Source organism: Agrobacterium sp. DSM 25558, assembly GCF_900100825.1.
Lineage (GTDB): Bacteria > Pseudomonadota > Alphaproteobacteria > Rhizobiales > Rhizobiaceae > Agrobacterium.
In genome coordinates, this window is record NZ_FMUD01000034.1 from 13,098 (window position 1) to 33,998 (window position 20,901).

At 55.8% G+C, this 20,901-nt stretch carries 15 protein-coding genes and 1 pseudogene; 7 read left to right on the top strand and 9 right to left on the bottom strand.

The genetic code is table 11. The features are described from left to right. Window positions 1–583: 583 nt before the first annotated feature. Window positions 584–1,354 (top strand): annotated as a pseudogene (locus DSM25558_RS22350) (transposase); the annotation flags it as partial. 33 nt (window positions 1,355–1,387) lie between these two features. Here the strand turns inward: DSM25558_RS22350 and DSM25558_RS22355 are convergent. Next, entirely contained in the window at window positions 1,388–1,678 is a 291-nt protein-coding gene (locus tag DSM25558_RS22355) for a DUF1330 domain-containing protein (RefSeq protein ID WP_077106883.1), read from the bottom strand. A gap of 66 nt (window positions 1,679–1,744) precedes the next feature. Between DSM25558_RS22355 and DSM25558_RS22360 the strand changes: the two genes are divergently transcribed. From DSM25558_RS22360 to DSM25558_RS22370, 3 genes are all read left to right on the top strand, one after another. Then, window positions 1,745–2,236: a MarR family winged helix-turn-helix transcriptional regulator gene (locus DSM25558_RS22360; RefSeq protein WP_077106884.1), complete on the top strand. Its 492-nt coding sequence runs from the start codon at window positions 1,745–1,747 to the stop codon at window positions 2,234–2,236. 179 nt (window positions 2,237–2,415) lie between these two features. Then, window positions 2,416–3,039 carry a recombinase family protein gene (locus tag DSM25558_RS22365; protein WP_077106885.1) on the top strand — a complete coding sequence of 208 codons (624 nt, stop codon included), beginning with the start codon at window positions 2,416–2,418 and terminating at the stop codon, window positions 3,037–3,039. 5 nt (window positions 3,040–3,044) lie between these two features. Beyond that, entirely contained in the window at window positions 3,045–6,050 is a 3,006-nt protein-coding gene (locus tag DSM25558_RS22370; RefSeq protein ID WP_077106886.1) for a Tn3 family transposase, read from the top strand. Between the two features lie 371 nt (window positions 6,051–6,421). Here the strand turns inward: DSM25558_RS22370 and DSM25558_RS22375 are convergent, their stop codons facing one another. Together DSM25558_RS22375 and DSM25558_RS22380 are read right to left on the bottom strand one after the other, a co-directional pair. After that, on the bottom strand, window positions 6,422–7,171 hold the full coding sequence (locus DSM25558_RS22375) for a hypothetical protein (protein WP_077106887.1): 750 nt from the start codon (window positions 7,169–7,171) through the stop codon (window positions 6,422–6,424). A 139-nt stretch (window positions 7,172–7,310) separates the two neighbouring features. Next, on the bottom strand, window positions 7,311–9,545 hold the full coding sequence (locus DSM25558_RS22380) for a Nal1-like putative serine protease (RefSeq protein ID WP_077106888.1): 2,235 nt from the start codon (window positions 9,543–9,545) through the stop codon (window positions 7,311–7,313). A 242-nt stretch (window positions 9,546–9,787) separates the two neighbouring features. Between DSM25558_RS22380 and DSM25558_RS22385 the strand changes: the two genes are divergently transcribed. Together DSM25558_RS22385 and DSM25558_RS22390 are read left to right on the top strand one after the other, a co-directional pair. Continuing rightward, window positions 9,788–10,651, top strand: coding sequence for a hypothetical protein (locus DSM25558_RS22385; RefSeq protein WP_077106889.1), 864 nt, complete (start codon window positions 9,788–9,790; stop codon window positions 10,649–10,651). Then, window positions 10,648–11,301, top strand: coding sequence for a hypothetical protein (locus DSM25558_RS22390; protein WP_143240209.1), 654 nt, complete (start codon window positions 10,648–10,650; stop codon window positions 11,299–11,301). Before DSM25558_RS22385 ends, DSM25558_RS22390 begins: the two co-directional genes overlap by 4 nt. A gap of 500 nt (window positions 11,302–11,801) precedes the next feature. On the opposite strand, the gene DSM25558_RS22395 is transcribed toward DSM25558_RS22390, so the two are convergent. The 3 genes from DSM25558_RS22395 to DSM25558_RS22405 form a co-directional block, all read right to left on the bottom strand. After that, window positions 11,802–12,890 carry a PIN domain-containing protein gene (locus tag DSM25558_RS22395; protein WP_077106891.1) on the bottom strand — a complete coding sequence of 363 codons (1,089 nt, stop codon included), beginning with the start codon at window positions 12,888–12,890 and terminating at the stop codon, window positions 11,802–11,804. Window positions 12,891–13,160: 270 nt separating this feature from the next. Then, window positions 13,161–15,809 (bottom strand): hypothetical protein, encoded by a 2,649-nt coding sequence (locus DSM25558_RS22400; RefSeq protein WP_077106892.1) that lies wholly within the window; start codon window positions 15,807–15,809, stop codon window positions 13,161–13,163. A 1-nt stretch (window position 15,810) separates the two neighbouring features. Continuing rightward, on the bottom strand, window positions 15,811–16,998 hold the full coding sequence (locus DSM25558_RS22405) for an SIR2 family protein (RefSeq protein WP_083716620.1): 1,188 nt from the start codon (window positions 16,996–16,998) through the stop codon (window positions 15,811–15,813). Window positions 16,999–17,407: 409 nt separating this feature from the next. Here DSM25558_RS22405 and DSM25558_RS22410 point away from each other — a divergent pair, with 409 nt between their 5' ends. Next, on the top strand, window positions 17,408–18,004 hold the full coding sequence (locus DSM25558_RS22410) for a hypothetical protein (protein WP_143240212.1): 597 nt from the start codon (window positions 17,408–17,410) through the stop codon (window positions 18,002–18,004). A 127-nt stretch (window positions 18,005–18,131) separates the two neighbouring features. On the opposite strand, the gene DSM25558_RS22415 is transcribed toward DSM25558_RS22410, so the two are convergent. The 3 genes from DSM25558_RS22415 to DSM25558_RS22430 form a co-directional block, all read right to left on the bottom strand. After that, the gene (locus tag DSM25558_RS22415; protein ID WP_143240213.1) at window positions 18,132–18,734 is read right to left on the bottom strand and encodes a hypothetical protein; all 603 of its coding nucleotides are present in this window, start codon (window positions 18,732–18,734) and stop codon (window positions 18,132–18,134) included. A gap of 249 nt (window positions 18,735–18,983) precedes the next feature. Then, window positions 18,984–19,232 carry a hypothetical protein gene (locus DSM25558_RS22425; protein ID WP_077106897.1) on the bottom strand — a complete coding sequence of 83 codons (249 nt, stop codon included), beginning with the start codon at window positions 19,230–19,232 and terminating at the stop codon, window positions 18,984–18,986. Between the two features lie 206 nt (window positions 19,233–19,438). After that, on the bottom strand, window positions 19,439–20,749 hold the full coding sequence (locus tag DSM25558_RS22430) for a DUF5623 domain-containing protein (protein ID WP_077106898.1): 1,311 nt from the start codon (window positions 20,747–20,749) through the stop codon (window positions 19,439–19,441). Window positions 20,750–20,901: the final 152 nt, after the last annotated feature.

The window sequence follows — 20,901 nt, forward strand, 5'->3', positions numbered from 1 at the left end:
CTTTTACGAATAGGCAACGAGAAATTTTGTGAGTCAACGACCCTCACGCCCGACACATGATATTCCGGCCATCATTCTTGTCGTTCTAGCCGCTTTCGGTCACGACATGACCTCTGATCGATAAATTGATTCAACATACTATAGCGCCCTTGAGCCGGCAGAAGTAATCGTCCTGTCCCACCTGGCCACCATTCAATGCGATCTCGAGCTCTCGCCCCGACGATGTGATGCCGGGACACAAGGGTGCGCCTGGCGAATAGATCGGGCTACTAGCAAAGCGGCGATGGACAAGGCGCTGATGGCCGCACCGGAGGTGTCACCACCCGACACGCAAATTCTGGACACGATGCCGGAACCCACAACAGAGCGTAGAATGGTTCCTTCCCTTTCCCTAAACGTCAGGTATTTCAAATACGTGACTTTAAGTTCCATATCTTGCTCGGTCCAGAGCGCCATTCCGCCCTCTCCAGAACCGCCCTAATTGTCATACGGGCGTTTGGTCCGAGGACTAAAATGGTGAAGGTTGCCCCGTAATAATTTCATTGAGCCCTTGTCGAAGCCATTTCAGGATCAGATCGCACCCATGACGCGCCCGATTTCAGACGAGCAGTGGTCGACGGCGCGGCGCATCGCCCGGGAATTGGACAAGATCCTCGACGGACGCGATCCGAAACAAGCTGCCATCAAACGTGCGGCAGCTGAACTACGGCTTACCGCCCGGCAGATCTACAATCTCCTTGCCCGTTATCGCGCCGATCGAACGGTGACGGCCCTGCTGCCTCGCACCGCCACCAGTCGGCGCAAGCGGCTGCCGGAACAGGTGGAGGACATCGTCGCGGCAACTCTTCGCGAGAAGTGGCTGACGCTTGAGCCAGCCGCACTTGCGCCCGTGGTCGATGAGATCCGCGCGCGGTGCGAGGAAGCCGGTGTCGCGGTGCCTTCTTACGTGACGGTCGCCCACCGCATCCCGATGCTGTTTTCGCCTGAAGAGATCGCGAGGAAGCGATCCGCCAATCCAAAGCACTTGCTGCGGCTGAAGCCACGGCCCGGCTACATCCACGCACCGCATCCGCTCGCCGTTTGCCAAATTGATCATACGCCAACCGACATCAATTTCGTGGAGGTTGTCGACGGTGCTGGTGTGTTTATCGGCCGCCCTTACCTGACAATTATCACCGATGTGTCGACACGATCTATTCTCGGCTTCTGCCTTACCCTGGAGAAGCCGTCGGTTCTCTCCGTGGCGCTATGCCTCGCCCAGGCTATGTGCCCGAAAAACGCATGGCTTGCCGCGCGCAATCTCCATCACGCCTGGCCGATGTTCGGTCGACCGCGGCTGCTGGTCACGGGGTCTGAGTAGCAACGGAACAGAAAACCTACATAAGGCTTAGCCCGCGTCGACGATAAACATGCGTGCTTCCTGCGCCTCATGGCGCTCGACCTTGATCGGTGCGTATTCTGATGACTCATAGAACGCTAGTGCGTCGGCCAGGGTTGGGAATTCAAAAATGCCAGCCATAGGTAGTGGTGACACATCCCCTTCCAGCATCTGAACTACGGGCCCAAAATGCAGAATACGGCCTCCTGCTGCCTGCAATGCGGCTTGAAAGCGAGGTCCCAATGCGGCTTGCTTGGCCGAATCCTTGATGCGGAGATTAACGTGGACATAGGCAGGCATATGCAACTCCTCATTAAATACTGTATATACAGTATTTAATGGATCAATGATTGTCGAGACCCGCAAATGATAGATGCTTCTGATTTCTACCGCCGCGTCGAAAGCGATTGCCCGGCCTTCCAAGCGCGTGTCACCGCGAGGGCGGTGACACGCTACTATAATGCTTGCTTCCGGCCACTAGGGATCACCGCAGAACAGTTCAGCCTTCTGATAGGCATTGGCGGTAGCCACGAGCCAACGCTTGCTGAACTGGCGGCGCGCGCCGGAGTCGATGCCACCACTCTTAGCCGCAGTGTAAAGGGCCTCGAACGGAGCAATCTCGCCTATAGTCTCGGGGGGCGGGGCAGGTCCGGCAAACGCTTGGCACTCACCGATGAAGGCCGCCAGTTGATGGAAGAGTCCATGGCCGCTTGGGAGCTCGCCCGCATCCGGTTGGCTGAGGCTCTCGGGGAGGAGGCGTCGAGTGTTGCGGGGAGCGTCATGTCCCAGCTTGCTATCGCCGCAAAGAATGCGACTTCAGCAATCGGTTCCGAGACGCCATGCAAGGCGGCGGAATGACCGGCTTTGGAAGGTTCATTGCCGACACGACCACTCCAACAAACCCCGGTTTGATGCGAAGATGTGGAGCCGATCGCAAAGCCGCCGGAAAAGCCATCGAATTTCATAAATACCCGTCCATAAACCTATAGCCTATAAACTCCCATTCGCCTAAGTTAATATGAAGTGGGGGAGTTAACATGCTGATTGGCTACATGCGCGTTTCGACCAGTGAGCAAAATCTCGATCTTCAGCGCGACGGGCTGGAGCGTGCCGGGTGCGAGAAGATCTACGAGGATGTCTGCTCGGGGCGCGCCACCGAAAGGCCTGGCCTTTCGAAGGCGCTTGAGATCAGCCGGGCGGGCGACGCGCTTGTGGTATGGAAGCTCGATCGCATCGGCCGCTCGCTTCCGCACGTGGTCGGTCTGGTGAGCGATCTACAGAAGCGCGGGATCGGGCTCAAGGTGCTAACCGGCGACGTGGACACTACCACCACGACCGGCAGGCTCGTCTTCGGTATCTTTGCGACGCTGGCGGAGTTCGAGCGTGATCTCATATACGAACGCACCATGGCGGGACTGGCGGCGGCTCGTGCACGCGGGCGAGCCGGTGGACGCCCGCGTGTGATGACCCAACAAAAACTCAAAGCGGCAATGGCGATGATGGCCGACCAGGACAATGCTGCGCGCGATGTCGCCGCACAGCTCGGCATGTCGTTGTCAACGCTCTATGCCTATGTAGATGCGAAAGGAAACCCGCGCGAACGGGCCAGCGAACTCCTTGCCAAGCGCCGTACGAAGCGCGAAACTGCCGCACAGGTTTAAAGACCATGCCGGTTGGTTTCCTGACCGAAAGCCAGGCCAGGGAGTATGGCCGCTTCACTGGAGAGCCGACGCCGGATCAACTGGCCCGCTATTTTCATCTCGACGACGTTGATTGCGCGTTCGTCGCCACGCACCGCGGCGACCACAATCGCCTGGGTGTTGCCGTTCAGCTCGGATCGCTACGCATGCTCGGGATTTTTCTCGAAGATCCGAGAGAGGTGCCTGACTCCGCCCTGCGCTTCACCGCCCACCAGCTTTCGCTCCCCGGCCATGAGGAACTGATTGCCGAATATGCACGAAGCGAGGGGCGCTGGCGACATGCAATCCGAATTCGCCAGCGCTATGGCTACCGAACCTACACCGATCGCGGCGTCGGCTTCCGGCTCAACCGTTTCCTATATGCCCTGTGTTGGACAGGATCGGACCGACCTTCGGCTATATTTGACCGGGCGGTCGCCTGGTTTTTTGAGGCCAAGGTTCTGCTTCCAGGCCCGTCCGTTCTCGAACGCGCCGTGGCAAGGGTGCGGACTCGTGCAAACGCCCGTCTGCATCGCTTGCTGATCGAGGCATTGACGCCCGATCAGCGCGCGCGCCTCGACAACCTTGTGGAAGTTCCGGAGAGCCTAAGGCAGAGCCCGCTCGATCGACTGCGGGACGGGCCCTATATACAGAGCGGCCGGGAGATCAGCCGCGCACTTGCACGTCTGGCAGAAATTCGTGCCATCACCAACGAGCTTCCCTCGACCGATCGGCTGCCGCCGGGCAAAGTTTCGTCTTTGGCGCGTTTCGCAGTCGCCGCAAAGGCACAAGCGGTTGCGCGTCTGCCACCCGATCGGCGCGCCGCCACGCTGTTGGCCTTCATCCAGACCCTGGAGGCATCAGCCGGAGACGATGTGATTGATCTGTTCGATGCAGTCACGACATCGATGTTCGCGCAAGCGGCTACGGCCTCGAAGGAGGCCAGGCTACGCTCTCTGCGGGACCTTGACGCCGCTGCACTGAAGCTCCGCGACGCCGCGCTCGTCGTCCTCGATCCGGAAACACCTGATGCAGAGGTCCGCGCCGCGATTTTCCAGCTTCTCAGCAGCGACGCGCTGGCCGCTGCGGCCGAGCGCGTCGGGACGCTTGCCGAGCCCCATGACGACACCTATTTCACGGAGCTCAGAAAGCACCCTCGCAAAATCGCCTATACGCCGGCGCTGCTTGCCGGTCTCGATCTCGGCGCAGCGCCGGCGGGTCGGTCATTGCTTGAAGCTGTCGAATATCTCCGCGCCGTGCATTCCGCCCGCAAGCGCTCAGGTCCGGTGCCAACCGCCTTCGCACCGAAAGCATGGCAGGGTCAGTTAAAGAACCCCGACGGTTCTCTGGACATGACCGGATACCGGCTCTGCGTTCTCGACGGGCTTCGCCGCGCAATCCGCCGACGCGACGTTTTTCCGGTTCGGTCGCTTCGCTATGCCGACCCGAGAAAGGGTCTGCTATCGGGAGCGGCGTGGGAGGCCGCCCGACCGGCGATCTGCCGCACCGTTGGTGTATCGGCCTCGGCCGACGAGGAACTCGGCAAATTGTCGCGCAGGCTCGATCTCGCATACCGAGAAACAGCCGGGAGGGTGCCGGAGAACACGGCGGTGACGATCGTCAGCACCGCAGCCGGTCCCGACCTGTCCGTAGAGCGCCTGGAAAAGATCGACGAGCCCGCGAGCCTGATCGCGCTCCGCATTGCAGTCGATGCCCGACTGCCCAGGCTCGATCTGCCTGAGCTGATCCTGGAAATGCACGCGCGGACGGGGTTTGCCGACCTCTTCACACATGCCAGTGAAGGCAGCGCCAGAGCCGAGGACATCGCGACAAGCATTTGCGCCGTGCTTGTGGCGGAGGCGACCAACACCGGATTCGAACCCTTGGTCCGTCTCGATGCGCCGGCGCTCAGACGGTCGCGGCTGAGCTGGGTCAAGCAGAATTTCCTGCGCGCCGAGACGCTGACAATCGCCAACGCCGCGCTCGTCGCGGCTCAGAACACGGTACCGCTGGCAAGGCGTTGGGGTGGTGGCGAAGTTGCTTCCGCAGATGGATTGCGTTTTGTCGTACCGGTCCGCACCATCCATTCCGGCCCAAATCCACGCTACTTCGGGCAGGAGCGCGGCATCACATGGTACAATCTTGCCTCCGACCAGTTCACCGGTCTCAATGCTGTGACCGTCCCCGGCACATTGCGCGACAGCCTCAATCTCCTCGCCGTCGTTCTCGAACAAGAGACCGAATTTCAGCCGACCGAGATCATGACCGACACTGCCGGATATACAGACACGATTTTTGGCATATTCCACCTGCTTGGTTACCAGTTCAGCCCGCGCATCGCCGATGTCGGCGGCGCGAGGTTCTGGCGCGTCGATGGGAAAGCCCACTATGGTATACTCGATGAACTTGCCTCGAACAAAATCAATATGAAGCTGATTTTGGAGCACTGGGATGATCTGTTGCGCCTCGCCGGATCGCTCAAGCTCGGGGTCGTCCATGCCGCAGGTCTGACGCGGACGCTGCAAACCAACGATCGCCCGACACGGCTTGCGCGCGCGCTCCAAGAACTCGGCCGCCTGATAAAGACGCTGTACCTCCTGCGCTTCATTGATGACGAGAGCTATAGACGGCGTATCCTTATTCAACTTAATCGCGGAGAAGGACGCCACCAACTCGCCCGGACCATCTTTCATGGGAAGCGTGGAGAACTGCGCCAGCGTTATCGTGAGGGTCAGGAAGATCAGCTCGGCACGCTTGGCCTGGTAGTCAATCTCGTCGTGCTCTGGAATACTATCTATATGGACGCCGCCCTGAACCAGCTCATATCCGAAGGCTATAACGTTAAACCCGAAGACGTCGATCGCCTGTCGCCCCTCGGGCTCAAACATATCAACATGCTCGGTCGATACGCCTTCACACTGCCGGATTTTGTCGCACGAGGGGAACTCCGGCCGTTGCGCGACCCATCAAGCGCCGACAGCGATGAGCCGTGAAACCCTTATGTAGGTTTTCTGCTCCGTTGCTACTCAGACCCCTATAGGCATCTTCGCTAAGTAATTCCGCTGACTCATTTAATTTACATCCCCATGCGATCAAAAAAGGGCTTGGCGACACGAGCAGCGCTGCAACGTCTGAATGACGCAGACTCAATTGCTCGGAACTACGTCGTCTAACACAGCTCGCGTGGCGGCGACCGGCGCTCTAGGCTCCATCGGCAACACCGGCCGACGAACCGATAGGAATGAGCTGATGGACCGCACCACTCCGTTATCAACACGGAGCGCCGCGCGCTGCAGTACTGACAGCCGGTGTGGGTCGGCCTCACAACTATCTGCGCGGGCGAAGACAATGGGAGTCCATTGCATCACGGGGTGGTAGAAACGGTGAGTGGAGGGCGTTCTTTCAAGAGGGCACAGGCCGAATTCAAGCGCTCAAGATCCTTGAGGTAGGAGGCCGAAGCGAAGACTAGCAGGACACCCTCCGCAGCCAGCGCCGAAGCCATTATGGAAACAACGCCCGCTTTTGCATAGGTTCCCGCTGCTACAACTAAGATCACAAGCGCGGCGACCGCCGAAATCGTGAACGCAATCAGCACAAGCCCCCGTTTGACACCATGATGTCTGCTCGCCAGCGTGAACCAGATCCCGTCCCAGGCTACGTGTCGAGCGCCACTTGCGTGAGCTAACGTCATTCCCAACGCATTGGTCGGATGCGCTCTGAGTGCCTCAATCTCAGGAACGGTCGCCAGGATACCAAAAGCCTTTCTGTGCTCCAATTGGAGAAGACTTCCTGTCGACGAGCTGTTGAGAGCTTCACGTGTCGCATGGTCTGCCGTCTCGGCCGCGGTGCCCCTGACAACCCATAAGCGATAGCCGATCGCCACAATCAAAACCAACACCGCAAGATATTCGGTTGGTCCAAAATCACTTCCGACTGGTGGAGCCTCCAGCGGCAAATATTTGTAACGGCGCATTGCGAAATCGTAGCCGTATTCGATTGCGCTCTTCGCCATGAGCATGCTGGAAAAGGCGACAAGTACGCTGAACGTCGTATCTCGGACCCACCATTTCGCCAGGATAGGGATGATTTTTTCAACTTCCGTGCGGATCGACATGTATTGCTTCTCGTCTTCAAAGACCGGGCTATACACGTTAGTCCGTCGAGGCTGCAACCAGCCTGAAGCCCAACTGACGGTCGTGTCATCTTGAAAGCTGGTCGCCGCATCCAAAAACGTCGAATATGCATGGCTTGCGTTATTTCAGGATCGCGGCAATATCGTTCAGCACGAGTGACGGCACGAAGTTCCTATCCTCATAAAGTGCCATCAACTCTGCTTTGTCGATCGCAATCAAATCCTTGTTCTTCAGACGGTCTCCGTTCCCGGCCTTCCAGGCGCTATCCCAGACAAGCGCGAGAACCCTCGCACCATCAGCCATGGCTGCTGCAGTCGTCTCGCCGAATTGTTCCCACAAGGCGCTTGTAACTTGCCGCGATTTCCCTCCGCCTGTGGCGATAAATGCATCCACGATTGATGACGGGGGAAGCGCGGCCATCGTGCGGTCCATCAAGTTGAAAACGCAGGCAGCAACCGCCTGCCCATCCGTCAACAGATCGAGCCCATCCCTCGCCTTCGCCAAGTCTTTTCCGATGAGATCGAACAGTGTCTCGGACTCGTTGTCGATCATTGCGTCTTCATAGGCGCCATGGACTCCGTCGCCACGTCCGTCGGGATATCCATTGTTGAGGTAGGATCCATGCAACGTCTGGCAGGCATCACCGACATAATGCGCCATAATGCCAGCCGCGCAAACGAAGGCTGGGACATCACTCTTCCGCAAAGCCTCGACCATGGCATCGTAAAATTGCCAGACGCGGAATGGCAGCAATCCTCTTGCACTGGGCTTTGTGTGACCGAGAGTGTCGTAATAGGCCTGCCAGTCTTCGACTGTCACCTTGCTGGGATCTGCCGAGCAGATATCACGCAACGTCAGTCCATCGCCCGGTCGGGGTTGATCGATATCGGCATAGTGGGTCGGGTTTTCAGGATTGATTCCGCCTTTGCGGCCGCCCTTTATTTTACTTGCAGCTTGTTTCCAGACGATATCCGGCACGTCCGCCAAGGGCACAAACTCGCCGCCCTCTTTCGCATCCTTGATGGCCTGCTCAATTGCATCTGGATCCAGGCCTGATAGCTCGAACGCTATCCGATCCCGGTTCGCCTGCATCAGGGTCTCGAGTTTCTTCGACTGGATGGCGTCACAAGCGAAGGCTGCGATACTGTAGTGCCCGGTTTTCCCCCAATACGGCTTGACGCCGGTATTGTGATCTCGAACAAGCTCGACGTCCAACAGCCTGCAAACATTGCTCAGGCTGGTCGCCAAGGCGAAATTGAAACCACCCTCACGTGTGCCTGACAAGAAGGTCTGTCCTCCCCATTCAACAGCAAGCGGCCGCACGGGCGCATTCGGGTCAGTCATCTTGAGATGCCATACGGTACCGGAATCGCCAGGCTGGGTTTGGTTTGGCTCGCGAGGGTCGGGCGCAATCAGAAAATCAGAGACATCGTCATAGCCACCGATCGAGCGATGACGATAGAACAGCGCCTTGATCCTACCCTTCAGCCGACCGGAAGACGCGCCATAGGCCACGGTTTCCGCCTCGATCAATCGCAAGCTGATATTACGTTCGCTCAGGTCCGCCAGCGGCCCGACCGACCCCAAACCGTAGACCTGTGAAGTCCAGTCCTTCAGATCGGAGATTTCGACGAGCCCTATATCGAGTGTCAGCCAGGTCCGCTGGCCAGGAAAGTCGCGGTAAACGTCCGTGAACGGTAGCCGGGTCAACTGCTTGGCGCTAGACCGCCCGATCTCCACTTCGCCACCACGCAGGATGGCACTGATCGGGCAACCCTCAGGTCCGGAGACGTGGCGATTGGTCAGCGCAAAAACGGTGTGGCCGTCGGTGACTAGACAACCGATGCTGGCGAGACGTTTCTCTCCCTGCGTGATCGCAACTAAAGGAAAGCCGCCGCCAATGAGTGTCTGCGGCCAGTGCGCAGCAGGAAGGTGAGCCGGTGCCGCTTTCGCCGGCGTCACCTTAACGACGCAGACAGGCACCGTGCGCCCGTCTGGCATGTAGAGCGTTTTCGGGACCATATTTTCCGGATGGAGATCCCGTTTACCCGACCCAAAGCGATCCTTATCGACCCAAACATCGACGAACACGATAATGCATGGCCAAGAGTAATCTCGAACACTGGAATTATCGAGCGTCCTTTCTCCTTTCGGCGCTACAGACCGAGTGCGCATGTCGGCATCCGGCCTGCTGCTGGTTGGCCATGGGTCAGTTTCGCGGATCAGATACAGACCAATAGCGGTACCGACCACATTAGCCTTGTGGATCAGGTGATAGTGGTAAAGGTCACGGGCCTCGAGAAGATCCTTGACTGACAAGCTAGAATAATTGCGCGCAACGCCGAGAATATTCATTTTTCCCATCCTTAAGCTACACTTATCCCTGAAAGTACATTACACCAATAAAGTGTTTCAGGCGAGTGACAGGAGGGCTTCCGTCAATTTTTTTACTGCTTAAAGGTCGTTCTGTCTCACAAAAGCTAATCTTCTCTTGCTACGCTGTTTGAGGCAATCACGAAGGCGGCTTTCAAAAAACTGCAATACTAAATTGACACTTCTGCAAAAGACACTTTGTCTCTCATCCAGGATGCCCGTGAATGCTAGACGTTGCACCCCTAGGCCTAGAAGTCCGTTATTTTGAGTTTACCCCGGATGTGTCGACGAAGTTCAACGCCATCCTGGCGGGGGCGGGGTTTAACGGATCCATTGCACTGCTGAGCGTTGAGGAGATATCTGCCTTTTTCCGCGCTAACACACCGCCGCTTCTGGCAGAAGCGCTCTTTGAGCTGAAAAATTCGGAGCCCGACACCTTGGTCATTGTGGGCGGGATTGCTGAATTGCCGTGGAGTGAGCAGCGCTCCGACCTAGTCGCCGCCGACTACGCACGGCCACTTCAAGAGCGGGATGCTTTTCTGGCGTTTCGCAGCCACTGGCTTGTCACGGGCCTATTTGACTTAATTGGCCTCCGGCTCATGAAAACGAATGTGCTCGTGCGGCCCAGACCGGATGGCAAGATCTCTGGACCAGACGCGCACAGGGACATGAATCCGATTTCCGCTCTCACCACCGTCTGCAATTACGCGCCAGCGGAAACCCAGTTCGTCGACATGCCCGCTTGCCTGCGCTCCCTAGCCGCAGATTTCAAACAACGCTTTGTATTCGAGCCTGGCGCTCACGGGGGTTACCCAATGACTCTTTCGGAATTCGAGGTGAGAATAAACGAGTTGCGCTTTCTCGGGGATGGACGCGTCCATGCTCTTGTCCCGTGCCAGAGCAACAGAAACGAGGACTTGGCACGATACGAGGCTGCGCTCTCTGAGTTTTCAGTCGGTATCACGATCGATCCCGGCACGATCGTTATGTGGAACACACTTTATCATCGCGCGATGCCGGCCAAGACCGCGGTTGCTCCGACCTTCGGTCGATATTCCCGCGTCGCGCTGTTCTGGGGTGGCCGGTGAACGAAATCGCCTGTCAACCTGATCAGCGGCTGGATCAATTCGTGCAATCTATCTTTAGCAGTTGGGGAAGGCTGCGACCGGCCGGTCTTTTGCATCAATTCGTCGGTCAAAGCTATGGTGACAGGCTTTTCCTGCACGATCTTTGCCACTGCATCTCTGCATCAGGGTTCAGCCGACGTGATGAGGAACTGACCGCGGTTCTCCAAAGCACGTTGAGCCGCGACCTGACAATCAGTTATCGCGCGGACAGGTTTCCCGACACGGTCAAACGCGACCTGCCAACACTCTCACAATTCGACGATAAATACTTGCGCGAGGTCGAAAGGTTTATGCTCCACTACTATCAAAAAAGTGACCATCCAGACCAATTTCCTGCTTACAACAACAAGCGTTCCAGTTCGTCAGACATCGCGCGCGTCTACAGGCTCGCTGAACGGCTTGATCATTTCTGCCATCGGGATTTCGGGTTGTGGTTTTATCAGGTCCCTGCAGAACGCCTAAAAAAACTCGAGGCGAGAAGCTTTGTGAGCATCATTTCCGAAGCTTGGGGCGTCCAACAGTACAAAATTGACAGACTGTTCGGCAATGTGGTGGTCAACGAGATCTTGTCCTTGCTTGGCCAAGAGGATCAGAGCACGGTGCCACGCTAAACGTTTTGTTGAGGGTACAAGCAGTATTTGGCTAAAGGCGAGTGACCGAGCACCCTCGGCTTCAGCGGTCGCCGGTGGTGTGAATTGTTGTTAAGTCACCCCATTGACAACGAGCGCATCAGGCGCTGAACACCAAAGGCTGAGCAAACTCACCTCGCTTCAGCGCCAGAACCTCTTGGCATCGAGAACATCGTCCAGCGTGTCCTGAGCCATTCGGATCGGATGCCCGTTAGTGGAAGACTAATTGGTAGGTAATCCTACCGCAGACTGCGACAATTCCTATTGTGCTACGTCTGTTAGTTTTCGTTTGGGTTCGATCCATTTTCCCTTTCGCCATGATCCACTTACGCCGGGTAAAATTGTTTCCGAACAATCCGTTACACCAAAACTGGCGGGCTAACGCGAAATGGAAAAACGGGTTAAATCCTAGAGAAACTCAACATCCCGGAGACCATAAGGCAAAATCCATCCGTCAGAAGGGCAGACCGAAGTGAGATGGGCTAGTAAAAGTCGTCATGGGGCCCCGAAACCGTAATATCTCGATCAAGCACTTTGGCTTCTCTGACCACTCCCGAGCCTCGATCAACCTCGATCAAAATCTGGACATCGACCTCATCTTCCAATTCCATGGAGGCCGTCTCAGCGCCATAATATCTGTCGTCCTCACGGTCGTAGATCGCGTCGCTTCGCTCATCGTATTGTACATCTACTTGCACTTGCAGTCTAGCATCGACTACCAAGTTCACTCGCGTGTCGCTGAGCCCGACAACCGACCAGCCATCGATCGCCTCTATCCTCAGAAGGCGACCATCAAACGCCTCGCCATCTGGTAGATCACCGATGTAGACATATCCAACGTCCTTCATTTGATGATCAACCGCCTCCCTGAAGGTTTGGTCGAAAGCCGGGTGGTTCAGCACAGCCTCCGCCGCTTCTTCACCCTCCTGACCTAGGTCTGCTGCAGCACGCATAAGCATGTCCTGCAATTTCTCAACAGCAACCAAGCTTTTCGTTGCCTCGGCGGCCCGTCTCATCGCGCCATCGCCGGTTACAACAGTAATTTTTTCAGACTGCTCATCGCACCACGCCAGCAAAGCCTCAATCATAAAAGCGTCCGGAAACTCTTTGCTTGCTTCCTTATCGAAAGGGGGAGCACGGTCGAAATACTTTTTGAAAATAAGGCCCGCCTGCAGATCAAGGGCGTTGTGCACGATCGCACTGCATTCAAATACGAGGAATTCGTGGAATTGCGCGAATAGCTCGCCAGCTAATGCCTCCGGTTCAAACACGACAGGCTCACTAGGAGCCGACTTCGGGGCGGACTTTCGCCAGCGCCGCAAATCTTTTTCGAGCGAGCTCAGCTCCTGCTGTTTAAGCAAAACGCGCTCATGTATCTGCCGTTTTACTTCGAGTAGCGTGATGTCCGTGGTGTGCAGCACGACGCGGTGCTCCGCCACCTGCTTGGCCAGCAGTCTCATGGCCGGATTTGCAGGATTGTGACCAAGGGCCCGGTAGACTTGAGTGTCAAGGAATACATGCCTCGAGGGAAGAGGCTCTACTTCACCCTTCTTCTCTTGCTTCCTCACCATAATTAACGTCTCTTTCTCTCGCACTGACCAATTGATACCCAAGGCTTAGCGTGCTGGTATAGCAATACGATAATCCACCCTATGCCAAGCATTTTTCCGCTGGGTCCGTCAGGAGATCGCGGGCGCCCGCCAGTAAAGCTTATAGTAATGGCCTTCGACAATCAGGACTGCCTAACTGTTCCACCATCCGCACCACTGCGCTTCCTAGTCCTTCGATCTCCACGATGGATCCCGTCTGCCTGTGGTCATCCATGATGCCATTTTCGAACATCAGCGACGGCTCAAAGTAAGTAGTCTCTGAAATCGAATATCCTTTTCGAGCTTGGGAGCCAGCTTTGCGATATGGATAAGTGCACTCTCCAAACCATTTGGGATGATCGCCCCCTCCTCGCTTCCGATTGTCTTCTCCAATATCGCGAGAAGAGCCGATGCTTTCGCGGGATCGTCAATGATAGAGAAGTTATCATCTTCGGCATTGCGATCCAGAATTCCATAGTCCCACAGAGACCAGCAATCAAACGGCGTCAAATACGGAAGCACGAGTTCGGCTATCGCGGCATAGCGCGTTCCAGCCGCAGCAGGTAGTTCTGCGAGACTTTCCGAAACTTGGCGCGAATTCAGTGTGAGCTCCTTCGGCCACACCTCCAAGAACAGCGACGCGACCAATTCGAAGCGACCGTTGATGTCCACGTCCTTACCGTTTTCAAGAAAGTCGTGCATCGCTTTGATCGCCTCACGACGAACATCATCGCCTCCCATTCGGAGCATTTGCTGGGCGAGGTTGAAGGGAACGGCGGGTGCCTGTTTGTCACGAGCACTCAGGAGAAGAGACCAGATAACCTGCTGTGAGAGGTCCCCCCTCACACGACCAGAGAGGTGCTTGGAGATGGCGGCGGCAACAAGCGGTTCGGCAAGCTCTGAAAAAACTTCAGCGCCCGGCAGATGCCCTGACGCGAGACCTTCCCACAGTTCGAACGTGACATCACCTGGTAATGCTCTCTTCAACGGTTCAATAAGGTTGGTAGTCGTCCACGCCGGCTCAGCGACATGGTAGTAACCGACATCACGAAGAAGAATATATTGTGCGTCGAAGCGAGCCTCACCGGTTGTGTTTGCGATCGCAGAAAGGATATCTGCCCAGGGTCCTTCTGACAAAGGCGTGCCTCCAGCCTTCACGGTTGGCCAACCACTCAACGCGAACAGAAGTTGGCCTACTGGCGATGCAAAAGCACGTTCGCTGAGAGGTTGCGAAAGATCCGGCTCTTCATTTGTGGCTGCGACAGCAATCGGCCACAGTGCAAGCCATGCAGCAAGAAACTCCTCGCCGTCACGAAGCAATTTGTCCCAACTATTCATGAACGAAGCCAGCCCATTAATCGCTTCCTTGAGCACTTCGGGCCGCTCCCCAACGATTGCCTTGCATGCTCGCACTGCGATCGGGATTTTGGCTTTGTCCTCTGGCTTAACCTTGTCAGGCCCAACGTTTAGATCCAAGGGCCGGAACCCATAGCCGAAAGCCTGCCAGATCTTCGCAGATACCGTTTGATCTGGAGCTCGCTCAAGCAATTCAAGCACGTCGGTCGGATTTTGCGCTATGTAGTCGGACGCGAGCTCTGTTCGATCGTCCCAGCCACCATCACCAATCATATTGGCGAGTTCTCCCAGCAATTGGGGACCCGGAGGGGCTTCCAAAGCGGCTTTGCTGGACCGGTCTCGTCTTAGCAAGCGTACGCCTTGGTTAAATCCATAGGTCAGATCAACCTCAGGCGTGTCCCCTAGCAATTCGTTCGAATCATTGAGCCATTTGCTCGCCTTCTCAGAAAGCATGCTTCCAGCCGCCCGAATTCGTTGTAGCTCAACCCGCGTATGGTGTTGCTTAAAGCCCAGTCTGTCCGCTGTTTCGACTGACTTTGGAATGAGTTTCGCAGGTTGCCCCTTCAGTAGGCGCGCTTCCAGGCGGGGAGCGCGATCTGCGGGAATTTCACTCCAGCGCACGGCGCGAAGTTCAGCGATCTCAGGATAGGAACTGGACCACCAGAACTCCTCATCATCGATCTTCTCCAAGAATTCGGACACCTCAGCCGGGACCGCCAAATGGGGGTTGCGGGCAGCCGCAGCCCAGAGCCGTCTGTACAGCTTCCACTCACTGGTGTCCCACGACAACACCAAGCGTCTTGCAGCTTCCACGTCAATGGTGGCAAGCCTTTCCAATACGGAAAACATCAGTTTCGTTGCCGGTGCAAAACCCTCACCGTGCCTGTCCGGCTCGCCGCCGCCTGGAGGAAACTGCGCTTCAGGCACATAGTAGACCCGATGTACCTGCCAATTTGTCGAGTCTACACCATCGGCTATCGACCCGATCATCCGCGCCAGATTAAGCCCCGAAAGCAGAGAGGCATTGAGCGCAGCACCCAATTCAACGAGAAAGTTGCGATCACTGATGTCCTCGAGCCCGATGTCTTTTGGGGTGAGGCGGTCCCCGCTGGATATTTTGGCCCAGATGAGATGCTTCAGCAACTTTGGCTTATTTGGCAGCTTTTCGCCAGAAAGGGCGTGATAGTGCTTACTGGTATCAATCTTGAGCCAAGGCCTGACTACCTCGACAATCAGCTCAATAATTTCACGTTGTGTCCCACCAAGCTTCAGCTCTCGCTTGATCATGTACTTGTCGAGATTGGTCTCAACGTCCGGTCGTTGCCAATATTCGAACACACAACGCCATGCGAGCGCGAAAGGCGCACTGATCATATTTACACGCTGATCGAACAAGTCACGCAAAGACGTGCGTTCTGCGTCATGGTCTGCGGTCAAGCCAACGGCCCATGTCAGGACAGCACTATCGTCCAAGCGACCGTCGGCGAAAGCCCATGTGGTCTGGCGAATACGACTTCCTGTGTCGGACAGTTTCGGACGGCGCATGTCAACGTTCCTTTCCGGTTTCCCGGATGATTTGATTCAAGAAGCTAAGCCATCGTGGCGAGCATCCCTTTTGGGAAAGAAGTTTTGACAGGTCAGTCTGTTCACTCTGCGTTGATCGGCGCACGTAGTATTTCAGGAAGGACTTTGCCGCATCACCCGCCGGAGATTCAGGATCGAGAAGACCGAGTGTTTTCAGATAGGAATTCAGCGAGGCCTGGTTACGCTTGGTTGGCAAGATATTTGCCCATCGCACAAGGAGGTCACCCAGTGCCTTGTGATTATGAGCGCTATCATATGGAATAGGCGTGATACCCCGGGCTCGCCATTCCGTTGGTGTTCGCTCGTCGGACGGCTCACATCCAATGAATGCGTACCGTGGCTTCAAGTCGTTGAAATGTCGCTCATCGCCGGCGATGGCATTGAGGAGGTATCTCACCGGGGAATCGTTCGCGCTGTAACCGACGAGAACGAGATGGAAGATACGCGCGGCGTCGTACAAAAAGGACGTTATCAGGTGCCGGCGGAGATACGAATCTCCAAAGTCTTGGTCCGTCAGAATCAGCGCCGATCCTTTTTCGCGCTTCCATGAAAGTTTTCCATGGACATGCAGAATACCACCAAAATCTGTTCTCCGGCTTGGATTGGGAATTTCACCGAGCGCAAAAGATTCAGCGACCGCTCGCTCCTGCTTGGCAGCTTCCGATAGAAGGCGATCGAAGTTTGTTGTCACCAAAAGCGTTTGTCCGTAACGCTGACCCAAGTGGACCAGCGCGCTATGGATGGGATTAGGTTGCGTCGTCCGAGCCAATACTTCGCGCGCCGCACGCCGCATTGTGCTCTCATCGTTGGGGTCGCCATCGATACGGCGCTCCAACATGCCGAGCACCACGTCATATTCGCGCTGGCAAAAGAACTTCAATTCAGTGCGCTGCGCATCGGATAGAAGGTGAGGCGCATCGCTCCAACTTGGGCCGCCGCGCACTGAAACGGCATCCATAGCCGCAGCCACCGCCGGGTCCACTTTCCGATAAATATCTGCGACCAGACCGCCAAAATCGGGCAGTGAAGACGGAGCCGGGTAAGATGCACCCGCCCCTACTATAAACAGTACATCTCCATGATCCCGGGCCAGAAGTAGATCCTCAGGCAAGGGAGGAAGGCCGACTTCCAGATATACTTCGTTCGACATATTTACCCAATCAAAGCGTCATCACATCCACGCCACGAATAATCGTTGACACCACAACCTTATGAGGCTTGTTTCCGAATGTGTAGGCCCACACTGAATTTCGCAATGTCATACATGGACTGAATCGCGCCTGGTCAGTAATACCAAGGGTGGGCTCGAGAGGAAAACTCCCTACCTTTAGAACTGTCGATGGGAAGGTAGCCGTTCCGGCGCCAAACGCGAGCCGTCGTATTTCAAGGATGCGAACCTTTTTACCGCAGACGATAAGCATGAAGGCGATGGTATTCTACTTGCCGATTTGCATAGTCAGAATAATATAAATGCAGTTCGAGGATATTTCGGCGGAGCGGGGATGATTGCGAGAAGAACTAGACTCAGGGCAGCCGCTAGCCGACCGATAATCCAGCCCTTGCCGGTAAACGTAACACTTGCACAGTCCAGTGGACAGAAAAGCTCGCATTGGGGGAGCGCACTGTCCGGTTTCGTTGGGGCCTTAATCGGCGGTCTAGCTGTCTTTGGGGGCAGCCTGTATCAGACTGTTGCTCAACGCGAAATTGCTCGCGACAACATCGCTGTTGAACGAGATAAGTTAGCTTTGGGCCGCGACAGCTTGAAGCTCGAGGGGGACAAGTTAGCTAGCGAGAGTGACAAACTCGCACTGGAAAGAGATCGTTTTAATTACGTGCAGCAGCAAGATCTACGCGCCGCTCTTACCGCGAAGACGAGGTCTGAATTGGATGCAACGATAGCTGCGCAAAGGCTTTCTTGGGACGAAATTCAGCTGAATAAGAATGTCGAGCTACAGAACCAGGCATTACTCGCGCAAACTTGGTCATCCTGCTTGAACGCAACGGCGTTGGTTAGACAGCCCGTCTCCCTGCCTTCGGCCAACCCCATCGGGACACCAACGGTGGGCGCTGGAGAAGACTCCATAAAATGTATGAAGAAGTTTGAAGACTTCAACCCAAGGATGTTAGAAACGTTACCTGTCCCGGTGAAGCGTTAGCCTTTCTGCAACTTGCCACTTAGTCAGAAAAGGTTGGCGCGGGATTATTGCCGCACTTTAGGGCAGACTTTTTTTCATCAAACCTACTCCAGGGGAGATCAATGACCACTGCCACTATGGCTGGTTTCTAGCCGCAATGATCGCATACTGTCACGGGTGAACGATAAAGCCCTCTCCCATCTAACGGATCACGCAATTCAGCAGGATGGGAATGGCCGACAATGCAACACGCTGGAATAGACGACCGCAGGCAGAATGAAAAATCGATCGGAGCAGACCAGTCCGGCTTATTGCAAGCGAATCGCGTCCATTCATTCAGCATTTTGATCGCCAGCTCCTTGCGCGTCCGAAAACTACTCATTGAAAGAGGCAGGTCGATCTCTAGCAATGTGGGCGCGCCGATGGTCTTGAGCACATTGCGCGCCGGATCACTGAGTACGGCAGTCATCCATTCACTTCCATAGATGAGATAATGCGCAGCATATTTCAGGAGAGAGGTGTCATCGGCAACGACATATAACCGCCCTTCATCGAGCGTGTTCCCAACTTCCCGGATTGCCTCTTCAACTCGGTTTCGCGTCCAATGGAGATCGGTATTCTTCTCGATTATCGCGCGCCTGGCCGTCATTTCGCCCCGATCGTGAAGGCGAAGCCCTTCCCGAAAATAAACACTGGCATCAATTGTCCGGCAACCGTGGGAAGGTGCGCATAACTGAATATTCAAGAGCATTCGCGAGCGCTTCAGTGCAGCTGTCGAAACCACCCCGAAGGGATACACCGAGTATTTCGGACCACTCGGGATCGTCCCAGCAAATATCGCGGTAATCGCCGCGACGAAGGCGGCGCATGCCGTCCTTGCGAAAGCGCGAAGCTAGCCAAGTCTCCAACGAGGGCATCCAGCTATCCGGCTTTTTCCAAATAAAGTGGTGCACTCGCCAGACGGGGTCCATACGAAGGCTTTCGGACATATCCTGGGCGCTCACAGCTGCGTTGTTCTCACGACGACTTTTGCAATCTTGTTGTCAGATGCAAAGCGCTTCGCACGGACAAGTGCTTCATCCATCATAAAATCGAACGGCCCACCGCCACCGTTGTCGACTTCGGCGCTGTCGTAGAAATATGCCTTTTCGGTTACACTTCCGTTCACCAGTTCCTGGTGGACGACAACGACAACATGCCGCTCTTCGGCCAACGATGCATCCGATGCGTTATCTAAAGCCTCCACCAAGTTGTACCTCCGATATGACCGATTGTAAGACTAGCCTAGAACGACGACCTAGCCATCGTATTCCGACAGAATTTGTGGCGTTCGAGGCTCTCGGAATCGAGCCTCGATCCACTTTCGCGCTTACCCCCATCCACTGACAGGATAACGGTCTTTCTCGTGCATCGGGCGGGCGGCAGTATACCTGCAGTCCTCTGCCGCCGTTACACTCAAACGCCAGCGCGTATCATCTTCCTCGTTAGCGAAACGGACATATCGATACGGTGGAGTTGCTGGCGAAGGGGCGCGCAATCGGGATACCCCGCCTTAAGCTTCTGCTTTAAATGTAGGAGCATCACGACGACATCCTGTGGTGATTTCGCCATCTCAAGATATGGAGCGTCTCCTTCAACCTCGGTATAGTAAACCTCGAAAAATTCTGGCCCGTTGAGCTGGCCGCGCCCGATCTCGAGACTCATCCACCCCTCTAACGTTGAGCGGACCGAATTCAGACGTCGGTAGGCTCCATAGGGTCGGTGGTTTGAACGAAGCACTGCCTTGATGATCCGCCCGACCTCAATGTGACCGGCAACCCCCAGTTCTCCAGCAGGGCGGCGCCGTGACGACCCCACACTATAGCTGCAGGGAATAGTCATTGCGCTAGCCACAGGATAGATTGTGCCCCGGCATCTGGCGCGGCGCCTGTCCAGAGCGTTTTTAGCCAGCGGACTTATGAAAGTATCCCATGAAGACACCGATTCTCCCGGCCAGTCCGCTTCGACGAGCGGTGCGGGCATGGCCTCAATTCTCGCCAAAAGTCCATCAAGATCATATCCCGAGCGCCCATCTGTCGCTACATAAAGGTCGCAACTATATGGGTTGTACATGCCCGGCCAGGATGTTTTCGCAACACGCCAACCGGTTCGAATTGCCCACGCAGCCCGCGCCTCTTCATCTGGCGATTGGGCGTAGGGCTCATCGATTAAAATGAATTGTCCGCTCGCCGGATCGACCCACAGCGTGGTGTGGTCCCTGTCTGGCAGCTCATCGTTGACCGAACCGTTTTGATAGGCCTTTTGCGGATTGCGCAATGGCCGAAGCCCTGTGTGCTCCATAAAGCGAAGTGAGCGTTCGGAAGTGCAAAGACGCTCGCGTGCGTAGCTTTGCGATGGATCGACCAAATCACATACGAAGTGGTCGTTCGCTACCTTTCGAAACTCTTCCAAGCCACGAACCTTCTTAAGCTCGGGTTTCCAGTATATTTCCAAGAGCGGCCTCGGCAGATTGATCCTAAGTGTCTCGCGCCCACTTCGCCGGCCCGTCGTATCCATCCAATATCTGGTAAGCAACACATATGGGGGTGAATCCGCTGGCACTGCTGCGTTAAATACACGCTGAGCATTGCGGAAGTTTGCGTAATTAGCCGCGTTCGCGGCGAGATCAAGCGCAAGAGCGTGCTTGAGCCCTTGCTCCTTGCGAATCTGCGAGGCGAGCCTTTTAATACCATCGAGGGTCGTAGGCCGCACTTTACCATTCAACATAGCCATTCTCCTGGCCTGAATTTGCAAGCGTCACTCGCCAACCGCCTTTCAAGCCCGAATGGTTGATGAAAGGATTCAGATAAATTTTTCAGCAGTGCTGCCAGCAGCTTCGGAACGGCGAGTGCCATGCTCATGCCAAGAGCAGACAGAAG

Excerpts from the sequence above, each read along its gene's own strand:
- DSM25558_RS22355 (WP_077106883.1), bottom strand. The coding sequence starts at position 1,678 with ATGCCTGCCTATGTCCACGTTAATCTCCGCATCAAGGATTCGGCCAAG.
- DSM25558_RS22360 (WP_077106884.1), top strand. The coding sequence starts at position 1,745 with ATGATAGATGCTTCTGATTTCTACCGCCGCGTCGAAAGCGATTGCCCG.
- DSM25558_RS22365 (WP_077106885.1), top strand. The coding sequence starts at position 2,416 with ATGCTGATTGGCTACATGCGCGTTTCGACCAGTGAGCAAAATCTCGAT.
- DSM25558_RS22370 (WP_077106886.1), top strand. The coding sequence starts at position 3,045 with ATGCCGGTTGGTTTCCTGACCGAAAGCCAGGCCAGGGAGTATGGCCGC.
- DSM25558_RS22375 (WP_077106887.1), bottom strand. The coding sequence starts at position 7,171 with ATGTCGATCCGCACGGAAGTTGAAAAAATCATCCCTATCCTGGCGAAA.
- DSM25558_RS22380 (WP_077106888.1), bottom strand. The coding sequence starts at position 9,545 with ATGAATATTCTCGGCGTTGCGCGCAATTATTCTAGCTTGTCAGTCAAG.
- DSM25558_RS22385 (WP_077106889.1), top strand. The coding sequence starts at position 9,788 with ATGCTAGACGTTGCACCCCTAGGCCTAGAAGTCCGTTATTTTGAGTTT.
- DSM25558_RS22395 (WP_077106891.1), bottom strand. The coding sequence starts at position 12,890 with ATGGTGAGGAAGCAAGAGAAGAAGGGTGAAGTAGAGCCTCTTCCCTCG.
- DSM25558_RS22400 (WP_077106892.1), bottom strand. The coding sequence starts at position 15,809 with ATGCGCCGTCCGAAACTGTCCGACACAGGAAGTCGTATTCGCCAGACC.
- DSM25558_RS22405 (WP_083716620.1), bottom strand. The coding sequence starts at position 16,998 with ATGTCGAACGAAGTATATCTGGAAGTCGGCCTTCCTCCCTTGCCTGAG.
- DSM25558_RS22415 (WP_143240213.1), bottom strand. The coding sequence starts at position 18,734 with ATGCTCTTGAATATTCAGTTATGCGCACCTTCCCACGGTTGCCGGACA.
- DSM25558_RS22430 (WP_077106898.1), bottom strand. The coding sequence starts at position 20,749 with ATGTTGAATGGTAAAGTGCGGCCTACGACCCTCGATGGTATTAAAAGG.